The sequence below is a fragment of the Streptomyces sp. NPDC051569 genome (assembly GCF_044454085.1).
Taxonomy (GTDB): domain Bacteria; phylum Actinomycetota; class Actinomycetes; order Streptomycetales; family Streptomycetaceae; genus Streptomyces.
Map to the genome: position 1 here is coordinate 240,830 of NZ_JBITDJ010000002.1, position 18,459 is coordinate 259,288.

Here is an 18,459-nt window from a genome sequence, read left to right on the forward strand (position 1 = left end):
ATCGGCAGGGTAATCGGCGACGATGGAGAAGCGTGTGATGACGGACAGCAAGCGGCGTAAGGGTCTCGTGGCCGCGTCCGCACTGCTTGGCGGCGTTCTGGTGCTTACGGCCTGCAGCACTGACGGAGGCAACGGTGGGTCCGGCTCGGCCGCCCCGACCAAGTCGTCGTCGCAGGCCCAGGTGGACGCGGCGGCCGCCAAGGAGACGTCCGAGGCTCAGATAGCCATCTCGCCCAAGAACGGCGCGACCAACGCGAGCATCCACAACGACGCCAAGGTCACGGTCAGCAAGGGCACCCTCACGGACGTCACGATGACCACCGTGGACGGCACCCCCGTCAAGGGCACCCTGTCCGCCGACTCCCTGAGCTGGAAGCCGGACGGACAGCTCTCGCGGTCCACCGTGTACAAGATCGCCGCGACGGCGAAGGACGCCAAGGGCCTCGTGGCCCACGAGAACTCCTCCTTCACCACCGTCTCGCCCGCCAACAGCTTCATCGGGAACTTCACCCCCGAGGACGGCTCGACCGTCGGTGTCGGGATGCCCGTCTCGATCAACTTCGACAAGTCGATCACCAACAAGGCGGCCGTGCAGGCAGGGATCAGCGTGACGTCGAGCAGCAACCAGCAGGTCGTCGGCCACTGGTTCTCCTCGCAGCGTCTCGACTTCCGTCCCGAGCAGTACTGGACGGGCGGCTCGACCGTCATCGTCAAGCTGAACCTGGACGGTGTCGAGGGCGCGAACGGCATCACCGGCGTCCAGCAGAAGACGGTCACCTTCACCATCGGCCGCAACCAGGTCAGCACGGTGGACGCGAAGGCGCACACCATGACCGTCACGCGGGACGGCCAGACGATCAAGACGATCCCGATCTCCTCCGGTTCGCCCGACAACCCGACGTACAACGGCCAGATGGTGATCTCCGAGAAGTTCAAGGAGACCCGGATGAACGGTGCGACGGTCGGCTTCACGGACGACGACGGCAAGGGCGAGTACGACATCAAGGACGTTCCGCACGCCATGCGGCTGTCCACGTCGGGCACCTTCATCCACGGCAACTACTGGGGCGCCAAGTCCGTCTTCGGCTCCGTCAACACCAGCCACGGCTGTGTGGGTCTGCAGGACGTGAAGGGCGCGGGCGACGCGAACCAGCCGGCCGCGTGGTTCTACGACCACTCGCTCGTCGGTGACGTGGTCATCGTCAAGAACTCCCCCGACAAGACCATCAAGCCGGACAACGGTCTCAACGGCTGGAACCTGAGCTGGGCCGACTGGCAGGCCGGTTCCGCGGCCTGACGGCACGGACCCGTCTGACCCCGGTTCTGACCCCGGCCCGGTTCTGACCCCGGCCCGGCTCTGACCCCGGACCGGTTCTGACCCCTGACCGGTTCCGATTCGGAGCCGGTTCCGGGTCCGGCCCGGTTCCGATTCCCGGAGCCGGGTTCCGATCCGGCACCCGTCCGGCCCGGAGCTGAGCCGATTCAGCTTCGTACGCGTACGCCCCACGGCGGCGGCACCCTCCCGGTGCCGCGGCCGTTCGCGTTCTCATGCGGCTCTCACCCGGGCCTCAACTCCTCATCAGAACCCGGGCCTAGCTTCACGCTCATGTTCTTCACCTACCTCCGGCGCGAGTTGCGCCGCCGCAGAAAGGCGGCGCTCGTCGTCGCCTCGGGGCTCGCCCTGGGCATCGCCCTGGTGATCGTCGTCAATTCGGTCTCCACCGGTATGAGCCGCGCCCAGGACCAGGTCCTGCAATCGCTCTACGGCCTCGGCACCGACATGACGGTCACCAAGGCCGCCCCGCCGCCCGGCGACGACACCACCCGGCGCCCGCGCTTCGAGTTCGACGCGAAGGGCGACGGCGCGCAGAGCAGCGACCGGGTCCTCGTCCAGGGCTTCCAGACCCTCGCCTCCTCCACCGTCGACAAGGTCGGCGGCCAGGACGGCGTCGCCGGCGCCGTCGGCGGACTGAACCTGAGCGTCCTCAAGGTGAACGGCGACTTCAAGCCGGGCGAGTTCACCCCCGGGCAGGGCGGCGGACGCGGCGGCCCCGGCGGCACGGGGGGCGACGGCGGCGGCCAGGTGCGGGGCGGCGGGGCGGCGTTCGACGTCGACACCTACTCCCTGTACGGCACCGACGTCACCGAACCCGCGCTCGGCCCGCTGACCTCCTCGAAGATCACCGCCGGTCGTACGTTCAAGACCACCGAGACGAACGCCGCCGTCGCGGTCGTCGACAGCGCGTACGCCAAGGAGAAGAGCCTCGCGGTCGGCAAGACCGTCACCATCTCCGGTACCACGTTCACCATCGTCGGCGTCGCCACCGCCGACAGCGGTGACGCCGCGGCCAACCTCTACATCCCGCTGACGCGGGCTCAGACCCTGGCCGACGCCAAGGACAAGGTCACCACGGTCTACGTCAAGGCCGCCGACTCGCAGCGGATCGACAGCGTCAAGTCCGCCATCCAGAAGAACATCGCGGGCACGACGGTCACCACCTCCGCCGACCTCGCGGACACCGTCTCCGGCTCCCTGTCCACCGCCTCCGGCCTCGCCGCCAACGTCGGCAAGTGGCTGTCCATCGCCGTACTGATCGCCGCCTTCCTGGTGGCCGGTCTGCTCACCTCCTCGGCGGTCAGCCGCCGGGTGCGCGAATTCGGCACGCTCAAGGCCCTCGGCTGGAAGAGCCGCCGGGTCACCGGCCAGGTCGTCGGCGAGGCCCTGGTCAACGGGCTGCTCGGCGGAGCGCTCGGCATCGCCCTCGGACTCGGAGGCGCCTATCTGGTCACCGCCATCAGCCCCTCCCTCACGGCGCAGCTCGGCGGGGGCGGCCCCAGTGGCGGGGGCGGCGGCGGTATGAGCCGCTTCGGCCCCGGCGGCATGGCGGGCAACGGCGGACCCGCTCGGCTGGCCGCGTCGAAGTCGGTCGACATCGCCCTCACCGCACCGGTCTCCCTCACCATCATCGGTGTCGCGGTCGGGCTCGCCGTGGCGGGCGGACTGATCGCGGGCGGCTTCGGTGGCTGGCGCGCCTCCCGGCTGCGCCCCGCCGACGCCCTGCGCCGTGTCGAGTAACCCGAACCCCTCATCCGTACAGCAGGAGTCGCACCATGTATCAGCTCACCGGCGTCACCAAGCGCTACCAGCGCGGCAAGAAGACCGTGAACGCCCTGGACGGGGTCGATCTGACCATCGAGGACGGCGGCCGGCTCGTCATCCAGGGGCCCACCGGCGGCGGCAAGTCCACCCTTCTCCAGATGCTCGGCGGCCTCGACCGGCCGACCCAGGGCCGTATCGAACTGGACGGCGTCGACCTCGCCTCGCTGCCCGAGGCCCGGCTCACCAAGGTACGGGCGGAGTCCATCGGCTTCGTCTTCCAGAGCTTCAACCTCATCCCCACGCTGACCGCGCAGGAGAACGTCGAGACGGCGCTCGTCCCCCTCGGTCTCGGTGGTGCGGCCCGGCGGGAACGGGCGGCTCAGGCGCTGGACTCGGTCGGGCTCGGCGAGCGGCTCGGCCATGTGCCGGGCGAGCTGTCCGGCGGTCAGCAGCAGCGCGTGGCCATCGCCCGCGCGCTCGTCAAGCAGCCGAAGGTGCTGCTCGCCGATGAGCCGACGGGGAACCTCGACGAGTCGATGCGCGACGAGATCATGGAACTGCTGGAGGGGCTCTGGAAGGAGCACGGCCTGACCTTCGTCATGGTGACCCACGACAGCTCGATCGCCCGCCGCGCCCCGCGGGTCGCCACGATCCGCAAGGGGCGGGTCACGGTCACCGAGAACGCGGCCGCCTGAGGCGTATCCGCCCGGCCACGGGGTGCTTGTGCCCTCAGGAAGCCCTTGTGGCGCCTGGGGTGCCCAAGCGGCCCGTGGCCTGACCTGTCGGGCCGTCAGGAGTCCGGTAACTCGGGGGCGGTACCGTCTCCTTACGCGTAGGTTCGGTTCATGCTGATCACGTTGGGAAGCCCGCCCTCGGACACCGAGACAGACGCCTGGCACGCGGTGGTCACGGCGGCGCATGTCCTCGATCTGCCGGCCTCGGTGCCCGAGCCCGGCGCGGCGGCGACGGCGGGCAGGCTGCGGGTGCCCTCGGTGGCCGGGCGAAACGTTCATCTGGCGGTGGCGGCGCCCGACGGCTCGTACGCGGGCGTCGCCTCGGTGCTCCTGTTCAGCGGCGAGAGCAACCGGCACACGGCCTTCCTCGACGCCCTGGTGGTGCATCCGCGCGCCCGGCGGCACGGGGTGGGCGCGGAATTGTGGGCCGCGATACGCGCGGAGCTCATCGCCGACGGACGTACGTCGGTCTCCACCGTGCTCGAAACAGGCGGCGCGGGCGAGGCCTTCGCCGACGGCCTCGGCTTCACCCAGGTGCTCCCGCTCGGCTGGTACGTCCAGCGGGTCCCGCAGGCGCTCGACGAGATCCCCCTGCCCTCGCTGCCCGAGGGCCTCCGTTACGCCGGCTGGTCGGGTGTCGTACCCGACGAGCTGGCCGACACGCTGGCCCGTGCCCACGACGCGATGGACGAAGCGCCGAGGGGCGATCTGGACGAGCGGGCACCGCGCTGGGACGCGGAGAGAGTCCGTGCCGTGGCCCGGCTCATCGAGGACCGGGGCGGGGTCCTCCTCACCTCGGCGGTGCTCGACACCACGGACGGCGACTCCGTCGCCGCCTATACGGAGGTCGTCCTGCGCGACCCCTCGGACACGCGCGCGCTCCAGAACGACACGCTGGTCGTCAGGGCCTACCGGGGGCGTGGCCTGGGACACGCCGTCAAGCGCCATCTGCTCGGCGCACTGCACGCGTCGCACCCGGGGGTGAGGGAGATCAGCACGACCGTCGCCCACGACAACGCGTCGATGCTGGCCGTGAACGAAGGACTCGGCTACCGGCGGGAGCGCCCGGCCGGGATCTTCCAGGTCAAGCTCTGACGCCGGGGGCTGTGGCTGTTGGCCGGAGCTACGCGGGGCAGGGCCGGGGCGAGCGGGGCGGCCGGGCGGCGCGGGGCGAGACGTGTGTCCCGCCCGAAGCTCGGGCGGGACACACGACGGGCTCAGCCGACGGGCTCAGCCGACCGGCTCAGGTGACCGGTTCAGGCGACGGGCTCAGGCGGCCGGTCGCAGCCGCCGGTTCGCTCCGCCCGTTTGCTCTGCCGGTTCGCTCAGGCCGCCGGGTTGCCGACGAGCTGGACCGGGCCGTTGATGGTGTTCGGGGTGCAGCCGGGGCCCGACAGGGTCAGCCGCTGCTTCGTGTTCACCACCGAGAGCGGACCCGTGAGCGTGGTGCCGCACAGCTGCACGGTGTGCGCGCCGACGGCCTGCACGGGGCCGGTGATGTCGGCGCTCTTCGCCACCAGGCTCGCGCCCGCGTTGACCACGATGGGGCCGGTCACCTGGGTGCCGTCCAGGCAGGTGATGCCGGAGGAGACGACCAGCGGGCCGACGTGCTTGCCGGTCATGGTCTTCGTGCAGGCGGGCGCGACCGCGACCTTGGCGCGGAAGTCCAGCGCGAAGGCGAGCTTGCCGGGCTTCTTGTCGGTGATCGGAGCGCTCAGCTTGCCGAACTCGCCGCCGGTCGCCTTCTTTCCGCCGTTCCACTCGGCCATCCGGCCCAGCTCGTCGGCGGTGCGGCCGTCGGCGATGACGGTCGTGCCGGACACGGCGGTCATGGCCTCGGAGGCGGCGCGGACGGCGGACAGGTACGACGCGGAGTCGTTCAGGTCGTACGCGTCCAGGTCCACGCGCTCGCGCAGCCAGGTGCCCCACAGGAACTCCAGGTACTCCGCCGCGTCGGCCGGGGCGGTGTAGCCGATGTCGCGCGTGAAGTAGACGAGGCTGCGGTAGCGGTCGTCGTGGAAGCCGGCCAGACCGAGGCGCTGGGGCAGCTGGTCGGTGGTGATCGGCTTGTTGTTCTCGTCGCGCAGCCAGACCCACTTGCGGTCCTGCATGGTCTTCCAGAAGTCGGCCGTCGACAGGTTGCTCAGGTTGGCGGTGACGCGCAGCCGGATGTGCGTCTTCGGGCCGCCGTCGGGCGTCTCCAGGAAGGACGTCAGGCTGTGGTGCCCGTCGGTGAGGTACAGCTGCCCACCGGGGCCGATGACGACCGTCTTCATGGCGGAGCGCGTCTTGTCGGTCTCCTCGCCGACCTTGACCGTGCAGGTGAAGCTCGACGGGTCGGTCAGCTTCGCGCCGGACTCGACCTTGTCGGCCTCCTTCTGGCCGTTCGTCTCGCACCAGTCGTCGAAGCGCTTGTTGACGTCGCCGGCCAGCTCGTCCTTGTCGCTGCCGTACCGGCCGAGCTTGTAGTAGATCTGGTCGAAGCCGACGGAGGGCTGGGTCGGCCGCAGCTGGTCCAGCGTCACATCGAGGAGGTCGTCGGCCTTCGCGCAGAGCGCCGCGCCGGTGGTCCCCGAGCAGTTCGGCGTGGTGGCGGTGGCGGTACCACCGCCCGCGAGGACACTGCCCAGCGTGAGAGCGCCTACGGCCAGACCGGCCGCCAGGCCGCGCACCGCGCCGCCCAGGCCCCTGTCGGCCCGGACGTCTTCCGTGTGCGACTGAGGCTGCGGGCGGACTGAGCCGGTCATACGGGTCTCCAGGTGTTGGGCCGGTGAGAGGTGAGCCGGCGGGTGTGGGGCCGCCCGGTGTCGGCCCGCCCGGTGTCGAGCCGACCGACCCGCGCCCGACGTGCGGCGCGAGGGGATCGCGCATATCCATTCACCCCTTCCCGCCCGCCCGGTGGCCGCTGTCCGACGGGGGAGTTACGGCCCTGTGAACGCCGGTGCCGCCGGCTCCGTACCCCGCCGCCCGGTCGGCCGGGCCGGACAGCCCGCGCCGACGGACGGAGCGCTCAACTCCCCTTCCCCCGTGGGTCGGTGGTGTGGCGCCCGGGGGATGATCGCCGTATGCGCTACACACGATGGAGCTCGGACGACATGCCGGTCTCGTACCGCCAGTACTACCTCCAGGGAGACGAGTTCCTCGACGTCTACGACGACACCGACACCGTCTCCAGGATTTTCGAGGGGAACAGCCTCGCGGCGGGCGGGCCGGAGCACCTCACCGTCTACGCGGGTACCCACACCGGGGCGATACGGCTGACCACGGAACAGCTCCCGGACGTGCCCCCTCCGCCGGACGAGGAGTGGGAGACGGCTGTGGACGTGAGCCTCTACAGCAGCAGCGGTGCGCTGTGGCTGACGGCGTGGGGCGGTGACGTGATGGACGAGGCGGGGAACTTCGCGATGGCCGGCCCGGGCTGGTACCGGGTCCGGGTGCGGGCTCGCGGCCGGGACCACGGTGAGGCCGGGACGGAGGACGCCGTCGTGGAGGAACACTTCCTGAGCGTGTGGGCCGCCCCTGCGGAACCGGACGTCGTCCACAGGGCCGGGGACGGTTTCGCCCGTGCGCACTACGACCCCCGGCGCCCGCCCGGGCTGCCCGTTCTTCCCGACGATCCGACGGCCTTTGACGATCCGGAGACGGACGACCGGACACCCGTGGAGGTCGCCGGGGAGGGCTGAGACCGGCCACGTCCGGGCCTGGCCGTGCCCGCCCGGAGTCAGCCGGTGGCGGCCGGGCGGTCGGGCAGCAGGCGGGGGACCAGGCGTACGTAGGTGACCATGCCGAGGACCTCGACCAGGGTCTGGGTGACCACGACGACCGCGGCCACCGCCAGGTCGTCGGGCAGCGCCAGGGCCAGGGGCAGGACGACGAGGGAGTTGCGGGTCGCGCCGGTGAAGACGACCGCCCGGCCCGCGGGCACGTCCAGGCGGAACAGCCGGGCCACCGCGCGGCCCGCGAACGCCATCACGAGCAGGAAGACGACGTAGAAGGGGATGACGGCGCCGACGTCGCCGAGGCTGTCGCCGAGCTTGGGGACCTGGGAGGCGACGACCACGAGCAGGGTGGCGGCCATCAGCGGCACCATCGTGGTCGTCGCGCCGTCGGACACCTTCCGCCCGGCCGGGCGGCGCCCCGCCCACGCCTGAACGGTCCAGGCCAGCGCGAGCGGGATGACGATCAGGAAGGCGAAGGCCTTGAGGAACGGGCCGACCTGGACGATGTCGGCCAGCTCGGGCCCCATGAACAGGTAGAGGAACAGCGGAAGCAGGAGCATCTGCATGACCAGCAGGACGGGCGTGGCGGCGAGCAGGCGGCGGCTGTCGCCACCGGCCAGTCCGCTGAAGACGATCACATAGTCCACGCATGGGCACAGCAGCACCAGCAGCACCCCGAGGCGCACGGCCTGGTCGGCGGGGAGGAGCGTGAACATCGCGGCGACCACCAGCGGCACCACCAGGAAGTTCACCACCAGCGAGGCTGCCAGGAACCGCCCGCCGCGCAGCGAGCGGACCAGCTCGGCGGCGGGCACCTGGAGGAACGTGACGAACAGCAGCGCGCCGAGCACGGGATTGATGGCGTGTTCCAGGCCAGGCCCCGCCCCGGGGGCGGCCCAGCCGAGCAGCGCGCCGGCGGCCAGTGCGGCGAGGTAGACGGCGACCTGGTGATGTTCCATGCGCTCGACCAGGCCCTGCGGTCCCTGCTGCGACACCCTTACCGCTCCTCGATGTACGGGGGCTCTCCGGCCGGCGGCCGTCTCTCGCCCCAGCCATCCTCACAGGCCAGGACCGGTGCCGGGCAACCGGCCCGGGTCCGGTCGCAGCACGGGCCGGGGCTGGTCGCACCCCGGCCGGGCCGGGACGGCGGCGCGGGTCGCCGCGCGAGACAGCCGCCGCGCGAGACAGAGGTGCGTCAGTCCGAGAAAGGGATACGTCAGCGGCCGCCGGAGATCCTCACGACCGTGCCGGTGGTGAACGAGGCGTCGGCGGAGAGGAGCCAGGAGATGGCGCCGGCGATCTCGGAGGGCTCGCCGGGCCGACCGAGGGGGGTCCCCGCAGCCGTCGTGGCCGGGCGGTCGGGCTCGCCCATCGCCGCGTGGATGTCGGTGTTGATGATGCCGGGCGCGACCGCGTTGACCCTGATACCGTCCGGGCCGAGTTCCTTGGACAGGCCGACGGTCAGGGCATCGGTGGCGGCCTTGGTCGCGGCGTAGTGGACGTATTCGCCGGGGCTGCCGAGGGTCGCGGCGGCGGAGGAGATGTTGACGATGGCACCCGAGCCGAGAGCCGTCATGTCCCGGGCGGCGCGGCGGCAGCACAGCAGGTAGCCCAGGAGGTTCACCTCCAGCACCCGTCGCAGATCCTCGGTACGGGCATCGGCGAGCCTGCCGAGCGGCCCGGTCACCCCCGCGTTGTTGACCAGCCCGGTCACCGGACCGAGTTCGGCCGTGGCGGTGTCGAACAGCCGCTCCACGTCGGCCTCGTCGGTGGTGTCCACCCGCACGACGACGCAGCGCGCCCCCGCCGCGCGTACGGCCGTCGCGGTCTCCTCGGCGGCCGCACTGTTGCTGACGTACCCCAGGGCGAGGTCATGCCCGTCCCGTGCCAGGCGGACGCATGTCGCCGCGCCGATTCCCCGACTGCCGCCCGTGACGACGGTGACCGGACGTGACATGTGCTGCCTCCTGCGACGGCTGACGAAAGGATCATGCGTTCGGCACAGTCTTAACGGCGTCATGGCCCGGCCACAACGGCGGGTCCGCCGGTGGTCCCAGCCCGCCGAGCCGCTCCCACGTCCTGATGACCCGGAGCACACCGGAGCACACCGGAGCACACCGGAGCACAGGAGACGGGACCATACGTGCCGTCAGCGGGGTGGCGGGGGCGGCGGACATGCCGCAGCGTCGCAGTCGTGTCAGCTTGTCCGCGAAGGTAGAAAATGACCTGTCGATGGATGAAGGCAACGAAAGGCGCGAAATGTCTCACGCTCTTCCCGGCGGCTCCCTCACGCTCGCGGGCGACCTCACCATCAGCCGCATGGGCTACGGCGCCATGCAGCTGGCCGGGCCCGGCGTCCTCGGGCCCCCCAAGGACCGCGACCAGGCCCTCGCGGTCCTGCGCGAGGCCGTCGAGCTGGGCGTCACCCACATCGACACCGCCGACTTCTACGGCCCCGCCGTCGTCAACGAGCTGATCAGGGAAGCCCTGCACCCCTACCCCGCCGATCTGCATATCGTCACCAAGGTCGGCGCGCGCCGTGGCGCGGACGGCAGCTGGGGCCCGGCCCTGGATCCTGACGACCTCAAGGCCCAGGTCCACGAGAACCTCCAGCGCCTCGGTCTGGACGCTCTCGACGTCGTCAATCTGCGCGTCGGCACACCGGACGGCACCAACGACGAGTCCCTCGCCGATCAGTTCGGCGCCCTGGCCGAGCTGCGGAAGGAGGGCCTGATCCGCCATCTCGGCCTCAGTGCGGCCTCGTTGACGCAGCTCACCGAGGCCCAGGGCATCGCGCCGGTCGTCACCGTGCAGAATCTCTACAATCTCGCCAACCGGCAGGACGACGCGCTCGTCGAACGCTGCGAGGCCGAGAACATCGCCTTCGCCGCGTTCTTCCCACTCGGCGGGTTCAGCCCGCTCCAGTCCGGGACGCTGAGCGCCGTGGCCGCCCGCCTGGGCGCCTCGGCGCAGCAGGTCGCGCTGGCCTGGCTGCTGCAGCGCTCGACCACGACCGTCCTCATCCCCGGCACCTCGTCCGTCGCCCACCTCCGCGAGAACCTCGCCGCCGCGAGTCTGACCCTGCCGGTCGACGCGATCGCCGAGTTGGACTCGATCGGCCGGTAGCGGCTCGACAGCGGTACGACAGCGGCTCGACGCCGTGTGCGGGCCCAGCCGTCGGCGCGCACGCCCACGGTGTCGAGCACGGCCGACGGATCGGGCCGTATGTCCTTCCGTAGCCCCGCGCGCCAGGAACCGGGACCACCCGGACGTCCCACCCTCCGGCCCTCCGGACGATCACACAGGGCACTGTCCGAAGAAGCTGGAATCGGCCGAGGCGAGAGTGCTAGCGTCGCCAACTGCCCATTTCCAGAAGGCTCCAGAGGTCTCGAAGCCCGCCGGCTGTCGCGATTCACCAGCACGGACGCGCGGAGCGAGAGAATTGACGAAGGGTAGGTTCTGATGCACGCGCTCATACAAACCCTGGCAGTGGTAGCGATCCTCGCCAACGCCGTCATCTACGGCACGGACGTGTTCTGTGCCGTCGTTCTGCGGTCCGCCCTCGCCCAGGTGGACGACGCCGTACTCACCAGCGCGATGGGCCAAGTTCACCGCTTCGGGGACAGACGGATGTCCACTCCCGGCATCATCGGTCTGGTCGCCTCGGTGCTCACCGTGGTGTTCGCCGCCATCGACGGCCGCACGGCGGGCGCGGTCGCCGCAGCCGTCGCCGTGCTCGCTCTGATCGCCTGGCTGGCTGTGTACAACAAGGTGAGCGTGCCGGTGAACAAACAGCTCACGTCCGCCGCGCAGGAGGGCCGCACCGCGCCCGACGCACGCTCTCTGCAGTCCACTTGGGACGGTGTCATCAACCTCCGCGTCGGCCTCCAGACCGTCGCTCTCGTCGCGCTCTGCGTAGCCCTCGCGGTCTCCTGACGCACCCGAAGCACCTCAGCGGTGCTCGTGTCCCCTGTCGGCGTGCGGCTCCGCGGGGCTCCGCGCCGGTGGGGGCGCGCGGTGGGTGGGGTGCGCGGCGGGCGGCGGCCGGGGCCGGTGGACCGGTACGGGAGAGCCGGTCGCCGCCCCCACGGTCGCCGCCGCCCACACGGAAGCCGACAGCAGCGGTGACGTCTCCCTGGTGATCGGTGATCGGCTCAAAGGCTGGTCTTGACCTGATTGCGACCGTACGAGGCACCCACGGGCGGGGCCGACACTACGCTGCCCGCATGGCTCTGGAATGGGAACAGGCCCGCTTCCTGCGGGGCAGCCCTTACTCGCCGTCTCCGCCATGATCCGCCGGACAGGCCCGCCGCTCATGGCAGTTCGAGTTCTGGGAGGGAGAGGAAGCCGGTGATCGCCCGCACGATCCGCTCCTCGAAGTCCTCTCCACCGTGTTCCGCGAGAGGTCCGACCAGCTTGGCCGCTGTGAGGGCGGGCAGCAGCAGGTCCGGTTCCTGTCCCACCCCGTAGCCCGGGGACTTGAAGCTGAAACCGGGAAGCCGGAGGCCCGAAGTAGCTCTCCGTAAGTGTTCCGACTCCGTGGCATTCGGCTGCGGAAGCCCGCGCAAGAATTCCGCTTGGCGGACCCCGGCGACCACTGCTACGTTTCCGGAGGCCGTGGGAGAGAACGAGGAGGTGGTACCCGTGAACGCAGTATCGACATGGGTGCTCCCCTCCGGGGTCATGGTCGGGCGATAGGTCGTCCGGGAGCGCCGTTCCAGAGCACTCCCGAAAGGCACGACCATGCGATTCACTTCCGAACAGCGCCTCGACGACGGCGTCCTCGAACGCGAATTCACCCTCGGCGAGATCCCCGGCACCCTGTGGACGCCTGGATCCGCACCGGCTCCGCTGATCCTGATGGCCCACAACAACGGCCTGCCCAAGGGGGAAGCCCGGCTGGTGGCCCGGGCCCGGCACTACGCGGCGTACGGCTACGCGGTGGCCGCCATCGACGCCCCCGGGTGCGGTGACCGGCCCCGTTCCGCCGCCGACGAGCAGGCCCGCACCGACCTCCGCCGGGCGATGCGGGCAGGCGAGCCGGTTGATGAGATCTTCGAGTCCTTCATCGGCCCCCTGGTCGACAAGGCGGTCCCGGAATGGCGGACCACCCTCGACGCCCTCCTTTCGCTGCCCGAGATCGGCGGCCCGGTCGGGTACTCGGGGTGGACCGCTGTCGGCATCCGGCTGGCGGTGGTCGAGCCGCGCATCGCGGCCGCCGGTTTCTTCGCCGGGGGTTACGTGCCCCGCGCCCAGCGCGAGGAGGCCCGGCAGGTCACCATTCCGCTGCTGTTCCTGCTGCAGTGGGACGACGAAGGGAACCCCCGGCAGCGGGCCCTGGACCTCTTCGACGCCTTCGGCACCAAGGAGAAGACGCTGCACGCCAATCTGGGCGGGCACGTCGGCACCCCGTGGTTCGAGTTGGAGGACGGGGGCCGGTTCTACGACCGGAACCTGAGGTGAGGCCGGGCCGTCAGGCCGCCTCCGGACGGTAAGCGGTGCCGGCCAGGGACGCTGCTTGTCGAGGACAGGTCCCGGCTCTCCTCCGCTCTCCACACCGTGGGCCCCTGCCGACCTGGCAGGGGCCCACGGTGCCCGAAGCCATGAACTGTTCCAGCGGAAAGCTTTTGCGCGTGCCGTCGTCCGGATGATGGGGTGGCGCGGTGACCAACCACGATGATGCGGTGGCTGTCCGACCGTTGACACTGGCCTGGGTGAGCCGGCACCTGGAGCCCGGCGAACGGATCGTCAGAACCGAGGCGCTGCACGGCGGCACCACCGCCGAAATGCGGCGGCTGACCATCGGCAGGCGGGACGGAGGCACCCGCGACCTGGTGCTGCGGACCTTCGTCGACATGGTGCACGCCGAGGACGGGCTGAACAGGGAGGCCGGCGCCCTGACCCTGCTCACGGGGACCGCCGTGCCGGCTCCTGGACTGGTCGCGGTTGATCCGACCGCCGCGCATTGCGAGTATCCATCGCTCCTGATGACACATCTGGCGGGCCGGACGGTCCTCGACGATGAGGGATTGGAGACGCGCGTCCCTCTGCTGGCCCGTCAACTCGTGGCGATCCACGCGTTCCGACCCGCCGAGCGGCCCCGGGAGTATGTGGCGTGGACGACCGCCGACACCGTCGTGACTCCGAAGGGCGCCGACCCGGCGGCATGGGCCGCGGCGATCGACGTGATCCGCCGGCCCGCGCCGCCCTATGAAGGGCGATTCCTGCACCGGGACTTCCACCCCGGCAACGTGCTGTTCGACGTGCTGACTTCTAGGCCGGCAGGTCCCCGGATCACCGGCGTCGTCGACTGGGCAGCGACCTCCTGGGGCCCGGCGGACCTCGATGTCGCGCACTGCTCCACCAATCTCGCGCTGCTGCACGGCCCGGTGTGGGGTCTGCGGTTCGCTGAGGCGTACGAGGAGGCCGGCGGGGTGCTGGCAGCGGCGGCGAGCGAGCGGCTGTACTGGCAGGTGCGGGACGGGCTGGCGTTTTCAGAGGAAGTGCGGTTGGTGGCGCGGCCATGGCGGGAGGCAGGGAGGACAGAGCTGACGACGCGAGCCGTGGAGGAGCGGCTGGATGCCTACGTGACCGCCCTCATGGACGCGCTGGGCTGAGCCAAGGCGGTCCGGGGCGCGGGCGCGGCGGTCCGGGGCGCGGACACGGCGGTCCGGGGCGCGGGTGCGGCAAAGCCACGTAGCCGAGGCCGGACTGCTCCAGCCGTCCCTGCCCACCGGTGCTCAACGTGTAAAAGTGACCAGTGCGTGACCAGTACGACCCCCGACACGCGGTGGCACCCGTCAGCCTTCGTCCAGCACCGCCTGAATCACATGCCGGGCGTTGTGTGCCATCGCGGGGTTCGTCCTCCGGTAGTACGGCAGCGCGATCAGCGCCTGCGAGAGCGTTCGGCCCCGACCACGGATCCAGGTCGAGTCGTCCACGGCCAGCGCCTCACGGAAGACCTCTCGTGCGTCGGCCGGCAGCAGATTCCACGCCGGGAACAGATCGCAGGCCGGATCGCCCGTCCCCGCGCACCCGAAGTCGATCACCGAGGCCAGTCTGCCGCCGTCGACCAGCAAGTTGCCCGGCATCAGATCGGCGTGCAGCCACACCGGCGGCCCGTCCCAGCCCGGGGCCCGCAGCGCCTCCTCCCACACGGCGGCCACGGCATCGCAGTCGACGTCCTCCTGCGGAATTCCCCGCAGTTCCTTGATCGCGGCCTGGGTCTCCGCGTCGAGCGAGGCGACGGGTCCGCCCCGGTGCGCCTTCGGCGCAGCCGGTAGCGTGACGCTGCGCATCGCCGCCACGAATGCGGCCAGATCCTGGGCCAGCGGCACAGGCTCCCGCAGTGCCCCCGCTTCGGGATGTTCCCCGGTCAGCCACCGGTAGACCGACCACGGCCACGGATACCCCTGAGCCGGCTCTCCGGCCCCGAGCACCTCGGGAATGCGCGTGGGCAGGTGAGGCGCGAGACGGGGCAGCCACTCCTGTTCGATCGACAGGTCCGTAGTCCCGCCCTGCACCAGCGGCAGCCTCACGACCATGTCATCGCCCAGCCGGTACATGGCATTGACCGTGCCACCGGACGGCCACCGCTCCACCGCCAGCCCCGCCCATCGAGGGAACTGCCCGGCAATCAAACGCCGTACAAGGCATTCGTCAATGGGATGCATACCGGGATGCATCTGCCCTGTGCTCATGGGCGGCATCCGACCATCGGTCGCCAACGGGCGTCAAACGTCTTTCGCCGCCCGGCGGGGCTCGCGGTTGGTGGAGCAGAGCCACCGTTCAGTGGATGCGGTGTCGGCCCGCGCGGGCGTGTCTGCGTCGGGTGCCCGGGGCGGCGATGGTGACGCGGATCGGGTCGCGGTAGCAGTAGCAGGTGTACGAGTAGCCCGCCTCGGCGTCCGGCGGGATACGGGGTTCGTCGTCGGAGCCCTCGGCGGCGGCTTCCGTGGCGGTCATGTGCGCGTAGAGGAGTCCCACGGCCAGGACGATGAGGGTGAGGGCGATGACGACGAAGCCCCAGAGGCCACGGTCGGTTACGGGGTCCATCACCCGGTCTCCTCGTTCTCCGTGAGGGTGAACCAGACGGCTTTGGAGGTGGGGGAGAGCCCGCCGTAGATGGTCCAGCCCCAGTGCGCGGCGAGGCTGTCGATCATGAGCAGGCCCCGGCCGCTGGTGAGTTCGCCCGCGAGGGCGCCGGGGAGGGGGAGGGCGAAGGGTTGGTCGTCGCGTACGTGGACCGTCACGAGCCGGGGTGCCACGGTCACGTCGAGCCGGATCAGTCGACTGCGTGTGTGGCGGTGGGAGTTGGTGACGGTCTCGGTGACGCAGAGGCGGGCGTCGTCGGCGAGGGCGGGGTGGTCGGTGACCAGCAGGAGCGAGGTGACGAAGTCCCGCGCGATCCGGTGTGCGGAGGGGGAGTTGGGCACGACGAGCCGGTAGTTCTCGCGTATCGACGAGGACGGTTCGGCGGGCGGTACGGGGGTGGCCAAGGCGCTTACAGAGGTCATGCCGTCCCTCTTCCATCGTGGTCTGGTACGCGCTGCCCGCCATGCGTGGCAATGGCCGCCCCTGGCAGGCACGCCTCAAGGCGCCCCCGAGCGGCTGCACTTCGGTCTAGTACGTGCGGCGCGGTGCTGCCAGGAACGTAGCGGTAATAGATGTACCGGTTCAATAGTGGAACACGATCGAGTGATAGCAAGTGGACCCGTGACACCGTCGCGCGCGACACTGTGTGCAGACAGGGGAAGGTGACATGCCGCCACGGGACAACCCGACCGCACGCCAGGTACGCCTTGGCGTAGAGCTGCGGAAGCTGCGCGAACGAGCGGGCCGGATGGCCCGTGAAGCCGCTGGTCTGATCTCGACAGATCAAGCCAGGATCAGCCACATCGAGGCGGGTCGCATCGGCATCAGTGAGGAGCGGATTCGCAAGCTGGCGGTCTTCTATTCTTGTGATGACGCCAAACTGATCGAATCTCTGTGTGCGATTGCGCGTGAGCATCGCGGTCAGTACTGGTGGGACGAGTACCGGGGCGTGCTCGATCCCGGCTTCCTGGACATAGCTGAGCTTGAGCACCATGCGATTTACCTGCGATATCTACAACCGGTCACCCTTCCTGGCGTTTTGCAGACGGAGGACAGTGCCCGGGCGTTGTTTGACAGCGTTCTTCCGAAACTGCCTGCCAATGAGGTCGAAGCGCGGGTCGAACATCGCATGAGGCGGCGGGGGATTTTCGACCGTGAGAAGCCTCCGGAGTTGGAGGTAATTGTCCATGAGGCTGCGCTCCGCATGCGTATCGGCGGGCGTAAGATCGCGTGCGGTCAACTTGAACACCTCATCGAGATGTCGGAACATCCGGAGATCATGCTTCGGATCATTCCATTCAGCAACGAGGATTTCATTGACCTCACTCAAACGGTGACGTACGCGGCCGGCGTCGTCCCGCAGCTCGATACCGTCTACATTGACAACCGCTCCAGTGGCCTCTTCTTGGATGCCGCCGCCGAACTGGAGAGGAATCGAACGTTGCTCGACTTTGCCGAGCAGGCTTCTCTGGAGCCTGCTGAGTCGCGCAGCTTCATCCATCACATCGCGCGAGAACTGTGAGAGATACAGGCATGAGCACGGAAATCACCTGGCAGAAGTCGTCGTTTTCTGGCGAAGGCCCCCAGTGCGTCGAGATCGCCGAGCATGACGGCGCGGTCCTGATGCGCGAGAGTGATGACCCGAACGTAGTTACTACTACGACCCGAATTAAGTTTGCGGCCTTCATTGCGGGCGTGAAGGCGGGCGAATTCGACCACTTCGTCGGCTAGTCGGCCTCCGCAACTGCGATAAAGAGCCCCTCGTCCACTCGGGCGAGGGGCTCTCTCGCTTTCTCGGGCATTCATGCTCCGGTGCACACTTGCCAGGCGACTCACTGCAACGCTACCGTCGCTGTACGTCGCCGCTCCTGAGGGATTCCTCGGCAGGGATCCGTCCTGAGCCGCGGCAACTCTCCCTACTTTTGATGCGGTTGGGTGAGAACTGAAGGGTTGGCCCCCGCCTGTCGCTCCTCATGCCGGCGCAGGTGGGGGCCAACTTGCCCCGTGCCAGGAGGTCCACCCATGCCCAGCCCGGCAATCACGCCCATGCCCCACGTCTCGCGTGCTTACTGGTGCGAGCAGGTCACGTACCGCTCGATGGACGCCGACGGGATCGTGAACGTGTCGCGGCGCCCCGTGGCCAGCCCGGCCGATGCCGTTCGCGGCATCCGCACCGCTGTTCGTGCGCTCGACTCCACCCTCGCACCCATGGAGCGCCACCGCGCGCTGAGTTGGGTCGACGGCGCTGGGTGCGTCGGGGCCATCGCCACGCTGCACCGAGGCGAGCCCTGTGGGTTCTCCCTCAGCTACCGGGGCCGGTGGATCGAGTGGACCGTACGCCCCTTCTTCGTCTTCCGGGTGGCCAGGGAATCCCTGCTTCCCCTCCTGCCGACCTCGCCTTGCGCTGCCGCGCCCACCCCGACACCCTCACCCGCTGGACCCGATGTCCGGGACCCTGGATGACGGACCGTGGGCGACGGCGGCTCGCGGGGTCCGGTGATCGCGCCCGCCTCCGTACGCCCCGTTCGCCGCGACTTATGTGAGGGTGGCGAACGTCGGCGTCGCCTGTGTCCGAGTCGCCCTCCTCGCCGGGGGGATGCTGCTGCTCGCCCTGGTGCGACACGGTGTGACCTTCACCCCGCCGACCGAATCGCGGAGTGATGGCGCTCGTCAATATGCCCATTCACGATGGCCATTCACGCGAAACCGGGCCCCCTGTTCGTCACCCGCTTCGCTCTGCCGTAATGCCCTGCGACTAGTTTGTGTGCGGGACAGGTACGTGGGCCCGTGGTGCCAGAGGTGCACGGGGGAC

At 70.0% G+C, this 18,459-nt stretch carries 19 protein-coding genes; 12 read left to right on the forward strand and 7 right to left on the reverse strand.

What is annotated here, in order from left to right; all coding sequences use genetic code 11:
* The first annotated feature begins 22 nt into the window (after positions 1–22).
* The 4 genes from ACIBAE_RS04065 to ACIBAE_RS04080 all read left to right on the forward strand — a co-directional run bounded on the left by ACIBAE_RS04065 (position 23) and on the right by ACIBAE_RS04080 (position 4,929).
* Positions 23–1,297, forward strand: a complete 1,275-nt coding sequence (locus ACIBAE_RS04065; protein ID WP_399282224.1) for an Ig-like domain-containing protein — start codon at positions 23–25, stop codon at positions 1,295–1,297.
* A gap of 309 nt (positions 1,298–1,606) precedes the next feature.
* A complete protein-coding gene (locus ACIBAE_RS04070) occupies positions 1,607–3,076 on the forward strand; it encodes an ABC transporter permease (protein ID WP_399282225.1) in 1,470 nt (489 codons plus the stop codon).
* Between the two features lie 35 nt (positions 3,077–3,111).
* A complete protein-coding gene (locus ACIBAE_RS04075) occupies positions 3,112–3,795 on the forward strand; it encodes an ABC transporter ATP-binding protein (RefSeq protein WP_399282226.1) in 684 nt (227 codons plus the stop codon).
* A gap of 150 nt (positions 3,796–3,945) precedes the next feature.
* Positions 3,946–4,929 (forward strand): GNAT family N-acetyltransferase, encoded by a 984-nt coding sequence (locus ACIBAE_RS04080; RefSeq protein WP_399282227.1) that lies wholly within the window; start codon positions 3,946–3,948, stop codon positions 4,927–4,929.
* A gap of 230 nt (positions 4,930–5,159) precedes the next feature.
* Here the strand turns inward: ACIBAE_RS04080 and ACIBAE_RS04085 are convergent, their stop codons facing one another.
* The gene (locus tag ACIBAE_RS04085) at positions 5,160–6,581 is read right to left on the reverse strand and encodes a ParB/Srx family N-terminal domain-containing protein (RefSeq protein ID WP_399282228.1); all 1,422 of its coding nucleotides are present in this window, start codon (positions 6,579–6,581) and stop codon (positions 5,160–5,162) included.
* A gap of 318 nt (positions 6,582–6,899) precedes the next feature.
* Here ACIBAE_RS04085 and ACIBAE_RS04090 point away from each other — a divergent pair, with 318 nt between their 5' ends.
* The gene (locus ACIBAE_RS04090; RefSeq protein WP_399282229.1) at positions 6,900–7,517 is read left to right on the forward strand and encodes a hypothetical protein; all 618 of its coding nucleotides are present in this window, start codon (positions 6,900–6,902) and stop codon (positions 7,515–7,517) included.
* Between the two features lie 38 nt (positions 7,518–7,555).
* Here the strand turns inward: ACIBAE_RS04090 and ACIBAE_RS04095 are convergent, their stop codons facing one another.
* The gene (locus tag ACIBAE_RS04095; protein WP_399282565.1) at positions 7,556–8,512 is read right to left on the reverse strand and encodes a bile acid:sodium symporter; all 957 of its coding nucleotides are present in this window, start codon (positions 8,510–8,512) and stop codon (positions 7,556–7,558) included.
* Between the two features lie 257 nt (positions 8,513–8,769).
* A complete protein-coding gene (locus ACIBAE_RS04100) occupies positions 8,770–9,510 on the reverse strand; it encodes an SDR family oxidoreductase (RefSeq protein ID WP_399282230.1) in 741 nt (246 codons plus the stop codon).
* 302 nt (positions 9,511–9,812) lie between these two features.
* On the opposite strand from ACIBAE_RS04100, the gene ACIBAE_RS04105 reads away from it, so the two are divergent.
* Together ACIBAE_RS04105 and ACIBAE_RS04110 are read left to right on the forward strand one after the other, a co-directional pair.
* A complete protein-coding gene (locus ACIBAE_RS04105; RefSeq protein ID WP_399282231.1) occupies positions 9,813–10,679 on the forward strand; it encodes an oxidoreductase in 867 nt (288 codons plus the stop codon).
* Between the two features lie 336 nt (positions 10,680–11,015).
* Positions 11,016–11,489, forward strand: a complete 474-nt coding sequence (locus tag ACIBAE_RS04110; RefSeq protein ID WP_399282232.1) for a DUF1772 domain-containing protein — start codon at positions 11,016–11,018, stop codon at positions 11,487–11,489.
* 377 nt (positions 11,490–11,866) lie between these two features.
* Here the strand turns inward: ACIBAE_RS04110 and ACIBAE_RS04115 are convergent, their stop codons facing one another.
* A complete protein-coding gene (locus tag ACIBAE_RS04115; protein WP_399282233.1) occupies positions 11,867–12,016 on the reverse strand; it encodes a hypothetical protein in 150 nt (49 codons plus the stop codon).
* A 280-nt stretch (positions 12,017–12,296) separates the two neighbouring features.
* Here ACIBAE_RS04115 and ACIBAE_RS04120 point away from each other — a divergent pair, with 280 nt between their 5' ends.
* Positions 12,297–13,016: an alpha/beta hydrolase gene (locus ACIBAE_RS04120; protein WP_399282234.1), complete on the forward strand. Its 720-nt coding sequence runs from the start codon at positions 12,297–12,299 to the stop codon at positions 13,014–13,016.
* Between the two features lie 251 nt (positions 13,017–13,267).
* Entirely contained in the window at positions 13,268–14,170 is a 903-nt protein-coding gene (locus ACIBAE_RS04125) for a phosphotransferase family protein (protein WP_399282566.1), read from the forward strand.
* A 183-nt stretch (positions 14,171–14,353) separates the two neighbouring features.
* Here ACIBAE_RS04125 and ACIBAE_RS04130 read toward each other — a convergent pair whose 3' ends face one another.
* The 3 genes from ACIBAE_RS04130 to ACIBAE_RS04140 all read right to left on the reverse strand — a co-directional run bounded on the left by ACIBAE_RS04130 (position 14,354) and on the right by ACIBAE_RS04140 (position 16,069).
* Complete coding sequence (locus tag ACIBAE_RS04130; RefSeq protein ID WP_399282235.1) at positions 14,354–15,253, reverse strand: aminoglycoside phosphotransferase family protein; 900 nt, start codon at positions 15,251–15,253, stop codon at positions 14,354–14,356.
* Positions 15,254–15,341: 88 nt separating this feature from the next.
* Entirely contained in the window at positions 15,342–15,608 is a 267-nt protein-coding gene (locus ACIBAE_RS04135; RefSeq protein ID WP_399282236.1) for a hypothetical protein, read from the reverse strand.
* Positions 15,608–16,069, reverse strand: coding sequence for an ATP-binding protein (locus tag ACIBAE_RS04140; RefSeq protein WP_399282237.1), 462 nt, complete (start codon positions 16,067–16,069; stop codon positions 15,608–15,610). The genes ACIBAE_RS04135 and ACIBAE_RS04140 overlap by 1 nt, the downstream gene beginning before the upstream one ends.
* A gap of 245 nt (positions 16,070–16,314) precedes the next feature.
* Between ACIBAE_RS04140 and ACIBAE_RS04145 the strand changes: the two genes are divergently transcribed.
* The 3 genes from ACIBAE_RS04145 to ACIBAE_RS04155 all read left to right on the forward strand — a co-directional run bounded on the left by ACIBAE_RS04145 (position 16,315) and on the right by ACIBAE_RS04155 (position 18,110).
* A complete protein-coding gene (locus tag ACIBAE_RS04145; protein WP_399282239.1) occupies positions 16,315–17,169 on the forward strand; it encodes a helix-turn-helix domain-containing protein in 855 nt (284 codons plus the stop codon).
* An 11-nt stretch (positions 17,170–17,180) separates the two neighbouring features.
* Positions 17,181–17,378 carry a DUF397 domain-containing protein gene (locus tag ACIBAE_RS04150; RefSeq protein WP_399282240.1) on the forward strand — a complete coding sequence of 66 codons (198 nt, stop codon included), beginning with the start codon at positions 17,181–17,183 and terminating at the stop codon, positions 17,376–17,378.
* Between the two features lie 291 nt (positions 17,379–17,669).
* Complete coding sequence (locus ACIBAE_RS04155; RefSeq protein WP_399282241.1) at positions 17,670–18,110, forward strand: hypothetical protein; 441 nt, start codon at positions 17,670–17,672, stop codon at positions 18,108–18,110.
* The last annotated feature ends 349 nt before the right edge of the window (positions 18,111–18,459 follow it).

What these genes read in the sequence shown, in the direction of transcription:
- ACIBAE_RS04065 (WP_399282224.1), top strand. Translation starts at nt 23, where the DNA reads ATGGAGAAGCGTGTGATGACGGACAGCAAGCGGCGTAAGGGTCTCGTG.
- ACIBAE_RS04070 (WP_399282225.1), top strand. Translation starts at nt 1,607, where the DNA reads ATGTTCTTCACCTACCTCCGGCGCGAGTTGCGCCGCCGCAGAAAGGCG.
- ACIBAE_RS04075 (WP_399282226.1), top strand. Translation starts at nt 3,112, where the DNA reads ATGTATCAGCTCACCGGCGTCACCAAGCGCTACCAGCGCGGCAAGAAG.
- ACIBAE_RS04080 (WP_399282227.1), top strand. Translation starts at nt 3,946, where the DNA reads ATGCTGATCACGTTGGGAAGCCCGCCCTCGGACACCGAGACAGACGCC.
- ACIBAE_RS04085 (WP_399282228.1), bottom strand. Translation starts at nt 6,581, where the DNA reads ATGACCGGCTCAGTCCGCCCGCAGCCTCAGTCGCACACGGAAGACGTC.
- ACIBAE_RS04090 (WP_399282229.1), top strand. Translation starts at nt 6,900, where the DNA reads ATGCGCTACACACGATGGAGCTCGGACGACATGCCGGTCTCGTACCGC.
- ACIBAE_RS04095 (WP_399282565.1), bottom strand. Translation starts at nt 8,512, where the DNA reads ATGGAACATCACCAGGTCGCCGTCTACCTCGCCGCACTGGCCGCCGGC.
- ACIBAE_RS04100 (WP_399282230.1), bottom strand. Translation starts at nt 9,510, where the DNA reads ATGTCACGTCCGGTCACCGTCGTCACGGGCGGCAGTCGGGGAATCGGC.
- ACIBAE_RS04105 (WP_399282231.1), top strand. Translation starts at nt 9,813, where the DNA reads ATGTCTCACGCTCTTCCCGGCGGCTCCCTCACGCTCGCGGGCGACCTC.
- ACIBAE_RS04110 (WP_399282232.1), top strand. Translation starts at nt 11,016, where the DNA reads ATGCACGCGCTCATACAAACCCTGGCAGTGGTAGCGATCCTCGCCAAC.
- ACIBAE_RS04120 (WP_399282234.1), top strand. Translation starts at nt 12,297, where the DNA reads ATGCGATTCACTTCCGAACAGCGCCTCGACGACGGCGTCCTCGAACGC.
- ACIBAE_RS04130 (WP_399282235.1), bottom strand. Translation starts at nt 15,253, where the DNA reads ATGAGCACAGGGCAGATGCATCCCGGTATGCATCCCATTGACGAATGC.
- ACIBAE_RS04135 (WP_399282236.1), bottom strand. Translation starts at nt 15,608, where the DNA reads ATGGACCCCGTAACCGACCGTGGCCTCTGGGGCTTCGTCGTCATCGCC.
- ACIBAE_RS04140 (WP_399282237.1), bottom strand. Translation starts at nt 16,069, where the DNA reads ATGACCTCTGTAAGCGCCTTGGCCACCCCCGTACCGCCCGCCGAACCG.
- ACIBAE_RS04145 (WP_399282239.1), top strand. Translation starts at nt 16,315, where the DNA reads ATGCCGCCACGGGACAACCCGACCGCACGCCAGGTACGCCTTGGCGTA.
- ACIBAE_RS04150 (WP_399282240.1), top strand. Translation starts at nt 17,181, where the DNA reads ATGAGCACGGAAATCACCTGGCAGAAGTCGTCGTTTTCTGGCGAAGGC.
- ACIBAE_RS04155 (WP_399282241.1), top strand. Translation starts at nt 17,670, where the DNA reads ATGCCCAGCCCGGCAATCACGCCCATGCCCCACGTCTCGCGTGCTTAC.